This is a genomic window from Mesorhizobium sp. B2-4-17, assembly GCF_006441275.1.
In the GTDB taxonomy this organism is placed as follows: Bacteria; Pseudomonadota; Alphaproteobacteria; order Rhizobiales; family Rhizobiaceae; genus Mesorhizobium.
This window is the reverse complement of record NZ_VFUX01000068.1, coordinates 1-6205: the sequence shown is the minus strand read 5'-3', so window position 1 is coordinate 6205 and position 6205 is coordinate 1. Positions and strand designations below refer to the sequence as shown.

General features: G+C 55.2%; 7 protein-coding genes. 5 read left to right on the top strand and 2 right to left on the bottom strand.

Annotated elements, in window-relative coordinates; all coding sequences use genetic code 11:
- Positions 1-648 (top strand): DUF4145 domain-containing protein (locus tag FJ548_RS29600; RefSeq protein ID WP_140779775.1); only part of this gene is annotated, 648 nt, incomplete at its 5' end.
- 384 nt (positions 649-1032) lie between these two features.
- Here the strand turns inward: FJ548_RS29600 and FJ548_RS30135 are convergent.
- Complete coding sequence (locus tag FJ548_RS30135; protein WP_181168952.1) at positions 1033-1308, bottom strand: hypothetical protein; 276 nt, start codon at positions 1306-1308, stop codon at positions 1033-1035.
- Positions 1309-1413: 105 nt separating this feature from the next.
- Here FJ548_RS30135 and FJ548_RS29590 point away from each other — a divergent pair, with 105 nt between their 5' ends.
- The 4 genes from FJ548_RS29590 to FJ548_RS29575 all read left to right on the top strand — a co-directional run bounded on the left by FJ548_RS29590 (position 1414) and on the right by FJ548_RS29575 (position 5330).
- Positions 1414-3288, top strand: coding sequence for a hypothetical protein (locus FJ548_RS29590; protein ID WP_140779773.1), 1875 nt, complete (start codon positions 1414-1416; stop codon positions 3286-3288).
- 277 nt (positions 3289-3565) lie between these two features.
- Entirely contained in the window at positions 3566-4282 is a 717-nt protein-coding gene (locus FJ548_RS29585) for a hypothetical protein (protein ID WP_140779771.1), read from the top strand.
- Positions 4283-4651: 369 nt separating this feature from the next.
- The gene (locus FJ548_RS29580; RefSeq protein WP_140779769.1) at positions 4652-4942 is read left to right on the top strand and encodes a type II toxin-antitoxin system ParD family antitoxin; all 291 of its coding nucleotides are present in this window, start codon (positions 4652-4654) and stop codon (positions 4940-4942) included.
- A 7-nt stretch (positions 4943-4949) separates the two neighbouring features.
- Complete coding sequence (locus FJ548_RS29575; RefSeq protein ID WP_140779767.1) at positions 4950-5330, top strand: type II toxin-antitoxin system RelE/ParE family toxin; 381 nt, start codon at positions 4950-4952, stop codon at positions 5328-5330.
- A gap of 167 nt (positions 5331-5497) precedes the next feature.
- On the opposite strand, the gene FJ548_RS29570 is transcribed toward FJ548_RS29575, so the two are convergent.
- On the bottom strand, positions 5498-5704 hold the full coding sequence (locus FJ548_RS29570) for a hypothetical protein (protein ID WP_140779765.1): 207 nt from the start codon (positions 5702-5704) through the stop codon (positions 5498-5500).
- Positions 5705-6205 lie beyond the last annotated feature (501 nt).

The window sequence follows — 6205 nt, the reverse complement described above, 5'->3', positions numbered from 1 at the left end:
CCAGCAGACATGATGAATCAGATATTCTCGCCGATGGGAATCCCTCGCGATTCCGTCAGGTCAGATTATGCTCTAATCGACTTGGCCTTTTCGGCTATGTTGGAGTGCGTCAACTGCAAGGACAAGGTGGCGTGCTGCGGTAATGGAGGTTACGCGCCGGATCAATATCAAGATGAGAACGGCGATCTCAACATGGATTACAGAGAAGAATTCTACGTGAGGTACTTCTCTAAGGCCATGAGGATTTTCTCTGTGCCTGCGAAATGCCCGAAGAGTGTAAAGAGGAGTATAGAGAAGTCGTTTAACGCCTTTTTCTGTGACCCAGGGGCCGCTTCGAATCACGTGAGACAATCCGCAGAAGAAATATTGGCAAATTCTGGCATAGCCCCAACGGATACGAAAGGAAAATTCGTTCCACTGGGAACTCGTATCGCATCGTTCAAGACAATTGACAAGGATAACGCCGATCGCGTTGATGCTCTACGATGGATAGGCAATTTCGGAAGTCATCCTGAGAATATTACCGTTAATGATTTATTTAACGCTTATGATATTTTGGAGGTTCTTCTTGAAGATCTCTATGTTGGGCATCAGAAATCAGTTCGTAACTTGGTGGATAAAATCAATACGGCAAAGCGCCCAAGTTGAGTGCAGACCTTCAATTTAGTGGCCGCAGACGATCTCCATGAGGGCATTGAGCCCGCCTAGGGGTACATCCGTCATCGGGTCCCCCGGTCGACCTTCTTGCAAATGGTGTCGATAGAAAAGGCGAAGCTTGCGACTTCGCCTTTTCGTCTCGGTTCGAACCACGCGCCTCGCTAGTCCCGGCTGGCGACATAGCATGCGCTGGCTTTCAGCCCATGTGAAATACGACCAGAAAGACTGTACCCCAGAGGCACAGTTCTAACAGGACTAGGATGGCGCGCATGGGTGCACCTAGCCGGCAGGCTGCAATCGCCTTCGCCAGTCTCGCCAACGTGCTCCTAGAGGCTCCTGTAGCGGCGACGATGCTGGACCAGCCTTGCCCATTGCCTAGCATCTCCATGATCCCAGTGTTGCGCCGTTCGTCTTCCTGTCGGCCCCTGTAGCGCCTTCGGTCTGTGCCCTGGCTATGTCTTGCGCCTGTCGGCGGCGACGGTCGATGTAGTCCTTCCTGCCGGCAGCGGCGAGAACGTCTAGGATCATGGCGTTCACCGCATCGAACAGGCGCGTGGTGAAATCGTCCTGATCGGCCTTGGCCATCATCCATGAAGTCGGAAGGTCCAGCGCGACGACCTTAACCTTGCGGCTGGCGATCAGCCTTTTCAAGCTTCCCAATTGACCTACGGAAATTTCGACGGCTCAAAGATAAAATTTCGCACAACAGGTGTGCTAGTACGGTTGGTGACGCTGGCTTAAGAAGGTCTATACAAAATGACTGACGCGGAACACGCAGAGAAAAGAGAAACTCCCGGCGTTACTTTTGCGGTCCCTCGAGATGCATTTCAGCGCGAGGCCGTTAAAAGCGCGATCGCTGCAACGGCCGTGGTTGACAGTATGGACATCTACGGTCGCATTCGTGAAGCGATTGCCGCCGCCAAGGCAGCCGGGGATGCTGACAGCTTGTCGGCGTTAGAGGTGCTTGGGCAAATTTCAACTTACCATTTCGTGCCAGACGATCGAATTGAGCCCTTTCGTCCTTTGGCAATCATGCACGGACGCAGGTCGCCAATCCCGGCCGACCTCCTATCCCATCAGATCACGATACTGGCAGAGTTGGTGCCCGAAATCGGTCACCCCGCCTTTCGAGCAAGAGTCGCTGATGTCTGCTGGTTGCTGAACAAGAAGGACGCGGTCTCGGGTCTGCGAGCCGTCGCATCATATGTCGAATGCGTCACGTTGGTGCTGAACGGCGAAGCCAAATTCGACTTCGATGAAAGCAACCCCGCTAGTGTGCCGGCCGCTGAGTATCTGACGCGGGCAACAATCATTGCAGGATCAATGGGATGGAAGCGAAGTGAATTCGACCCGTTGCGAAAGATCATTGCTGACGTGTCGCAACTTGCTCTAGATGCCGATGACGGATGGGGCTTCATTCACATTGGTCCTATCAATCTAAGCAATCAAGTTTGGGGGTTGGTCCAGACAGCACAGGCCGCTGAAATTCTCGCGGCAAGCGCCAAGCTTGGTGGTAATCACCCGGCCCGCCGATCTCTATGGGAACTCGCGGGTCGCGCCTACCTAAGCGCCAAGGATGGCGAAAACAGCAATCGATGTTTGGTCGAAGCAGCCGAGACATACGCTGCGGATGCTGATGCACGACAAGATTCGGCCGCCGTGCAAGTGCATTTCCTCAACGATGCGATTCAAGCATTAAGACCCATCCCGGGGACTGTCGATCGACGGCGGGCTTTGCAAGACCGATTGAGTGCGATCCAGCCTCGCATAATGGACGAAATGTCCAGCTTCTCACATCAAACCAACATTACAGAACTTGTGGAAGCGGCCGAAGCTGACGTTCGCGGCAAGCCGCTCGCGCAAGCCATTCGTAAGCTGCTCATGTGCGAGGACTCACCCGATCCTGACAAGCTGCGCGACCAAGTTCTGAAAGCAAGCCATGGAGGCCTAGCCGCTATATTCTCAACGACCGTGAGCGACAGCCAAGGCCGAACTCGCTTCATTGCACCCGGTCTCGATCTCAACGGTCCGCCAGACGAAAATCAGGTCCGGTTCATGATCAATCAGCATGACCGAATTCGCCGTAGCCTTGTTGTTGCGGGAAGAATTCATCCTATCCGGCGGGTCCTTTGGGAGGAGCATTCCGTTTCTGTGGACACGCTGTTGCCGCTGATGCGGGCAAGTCCCTTCGTCCCACCTCGCCACGAGTATACCTTTGCAATCGGTGCTGCCAAGTTCGTCGGCGGCGACGAACTCGAAGCCGCGCATCTAATCCTGCCGCAACTGGAGAACTCACTTCGCTACATCCTCAGTTCGTCGGGTGTAGAAACCAATCGCATCAATCAGGATGGCACACAGGAAGAGGCCATGCTTAGCCGTCTGCTAGGGGATTTCCGGGAGCCCCTTTTGCAACTCATGCCTGCCGCCTTGGTTGAGGAGATAGGCCTTTTGTTCAATTTTCGTGGCGGACCTGCGATACGCCATGAACTTGCGCACGGGAAAATGACCGATGGCGAGTTCTGGAGCCCGGACGTAACCTATTCAACATGGTTGGTCCTGCACATCGTCATTTTGCCAACCTTGAGTTTCTGGGACGATGTTGCGGCCGAAATGATGCGTCGTGGTCGATAATGACGGTTCCTCGCTGCGCGCCTTTGCTCTGGTTTTGCTCAGGAGATACTCTCGCTCCCAAAGCAACTGGGCAAATCACACTCCGTGGGCGACATGTAAATGATCTCGCTAGAATCCGCTGGGACTAGGGCGAAGGGAGAGAAAAACGGAAAATCGTTCAAAACAAGCCACGACTGCGCTTATCGCCGCCCGGGATCGCATCCAGGACTGCCTGATCCACCTCAGGGATTACGCGGATTCGGACGAGAATCTGGAGCATGCCCATGGCCGAGACGATGTGCTTGAGCAGATGCGCGAACATCTTGCGGCCCTGGTGGCCCGCGCTATCCGTTCGACGACGGTCCTACTGGATTTGCTGGATCTCCCCGAGACCCTGACGATCTTCCGTCAGGACTTGGGGCAATTTGCGGGTCAGCATTCAGCCGTAGGGTATTTCGATGAGTTTCTCGGGGTCGAGAACCCGGTCGTAGAGTTCTTGGCCGGCACCTTAGAGTCGGTAGCGCCGCTGTTCGAGGATTCGTCGACAACCTTTGAGCTGAGGGGCGTAGCGTTAAAAATCATGCGCGGCTTGCCGCGGTATCTGGAGCTACAAAACACGCCCCCGGGCAAGGAGCATGACGTCCAGAACGCGCTGCATGGCATTCTGGCCCTGGCCTTTCCAGAGGTAATTCGAGAGGCAGCGGCCCCTAAACAGACCAAAAGCTATCATCCTGACTTCGCGATCAACTCGATCCGGACGGCAATCGAGGTCAAGTTCGCTAAGGATGAGGATGGGGCCAAGACCGCTATCGGCGCCCTCTACGAGGATATGCACGGATACGCGAACAGCTCGTGGACCCACTTCATCGGCTTCGTCTACATGGCAGGTAACTTCCTGACCGAAGATCAGGTGAAAGCGGAACTGGCGGAATCGAACGCGCCGAAAGATTGGAGCGTGGTTTTGGTCAGTGGCCATACCAAGCCCAAGATCAAGAAAAAGCCGGGAGTCGAGTGATGCCGGCCGCGCTGCCTATTAACTTGCTTCTCCGGCGCGCAGGACTGTTGGGCGCGGAAGGTGCACCGAAACCACCCCTGGTTATCCCCTTCGCTCAGGGGCGCACCATATCTAGGTCCTTCAGGTGAGCCACTTCCCCCGGGGCAATAGGCCCGTTGCCTGAAGGTAGCAAAGTGGGGTGGGGAGATAGGATGAAGGGATTCGGGTCGATCTGTCTTGATTGATGTTTGAACTGGATTGCGCTGTCCACAAGGTTTTCCGCCGCCAAACTCTCCAGTGGTTCGGCGACGAGGCCCTTGTTGGCGATATCATCTTGATGGTTGCATCCGGGTATCAGACTTTGATATAAATCACATTCCGGAGGAAAACATGAGCGGCAGGAATTTCAGCCTAACAGACCGTCTGAGCGGCTTCATCGATAAGGAAGTCGCGTCCGGGCGTCACCAGAACGCCAGTGAAGTCGTCCGTGAAGCGCTAAGGCGTTACGAAGACGACATCACCGCTGAGCATGCCAGCCTTGCAGTGCTCGAGAAGATTGCCAAAACGGGCATCGCAGCGATCGAGAGTGGCGATTTCACTCTTGTCAGCGGCCCGAATGGCTCTCAGGCATTGCTGGATCGTCTGAACGCGCGTGCGTCCGGCCGAACGGAAGGAGGCTGACCTCGGCATGGCTGAATACCGCCTCTCAGCCCCAGCAGAAGCCCAAATCGATGAAATCCTGGATTGGAGCCAGGAGAAGTTTGGCGATCGATCAAGAGAGCGGTATGCAACTCTCTTGATCGCGGCAATGGAAGATGTAGCGGATGATCCCGAGCAGAAATCCGTATCGTGGAGACGCACAGCTTTCGGGAGCATTGGCGCATACCACATAAGTCACAGCAGGCGACGTGTCCCCGATCCTCCCGGTCCAGTCGGAGATCCACGGCATTTTCTAGTCTTCCGCATTGGGCATGAAGGGATCGTCGACATCCTCGGATTTATCCACGAACGCATGCTGTTCGGCCGCGCCCTTGGTCGAATCGTCAGCGAGAATAGAGGCGACACGTAGAGGTCTTGCTCAGGCCCAGACTCGCGCTTCTGGCGGGATGTGGCGCAGGTAACCGAGCCGGGGCGCGAAGACAAAAGCGCTGGCACTATGTTGACGCCGACGTTCCCGAGATGGGCATTCGTGGCGGTCAATAAATCTTGTCAGTCATACTAGATCTTTGAACAGCTTCACTTCAGGATGACAATAGCCGGTTCGAAGCTTGGCTTCGCACGCAATGCGACGTCATTGAGCCCGATCTTGAGTACAAGCGTGAGCGCATGAGGCAGAATTCTTTCGCGTTCTTGCGGGCGACGTTTTTCCGCTGGGCCAGAGAGATCGAGAGGAACCCTAAATAGGCCAATGCGCCGTCCGTCCTCAGCGTCGGCGATGCCCATTCCGAAAACTTCGGATCTAGCGCTGCGGATTCGCCGTTGGCTTCCAAACATCCCGCAATTTCCCTCCGATTCGAACCCGAAATGGCTAACTACTGCTCGCGCTCCGCTCTAGATATTTCGATGGGGAGATTACACGATCGAGCCAGGCAAACGGTACCGTTGTCGCGCCGTAGCTGGATATGGCCGAGCTTGTGGGCAAGGTCGGCTGATGTCCAGGCCACCACGGTTGGCCAATAACTGCTTGATCGCATCGTCGTTTTTGCCGCCGTGCCAGAAATCGTTGCTTGCATGGGAAAACATGTGTCTGCCCCGAGGCAGGTGGGGTCCAAACGGCGCGACCGCAGCACCCAAAAGAGTAGTCATCGGGTAGAAAATATAGCACCCGGTATTTCTTGATTTTTACCCTGAATGGATGCACAATTTACTTTCGGGGGAGTTTCCGAACGCCAGCGCAAGAAGAACAAGCTGCGCCGATTTTTCGGCGCCCGCTTGATATTGGGG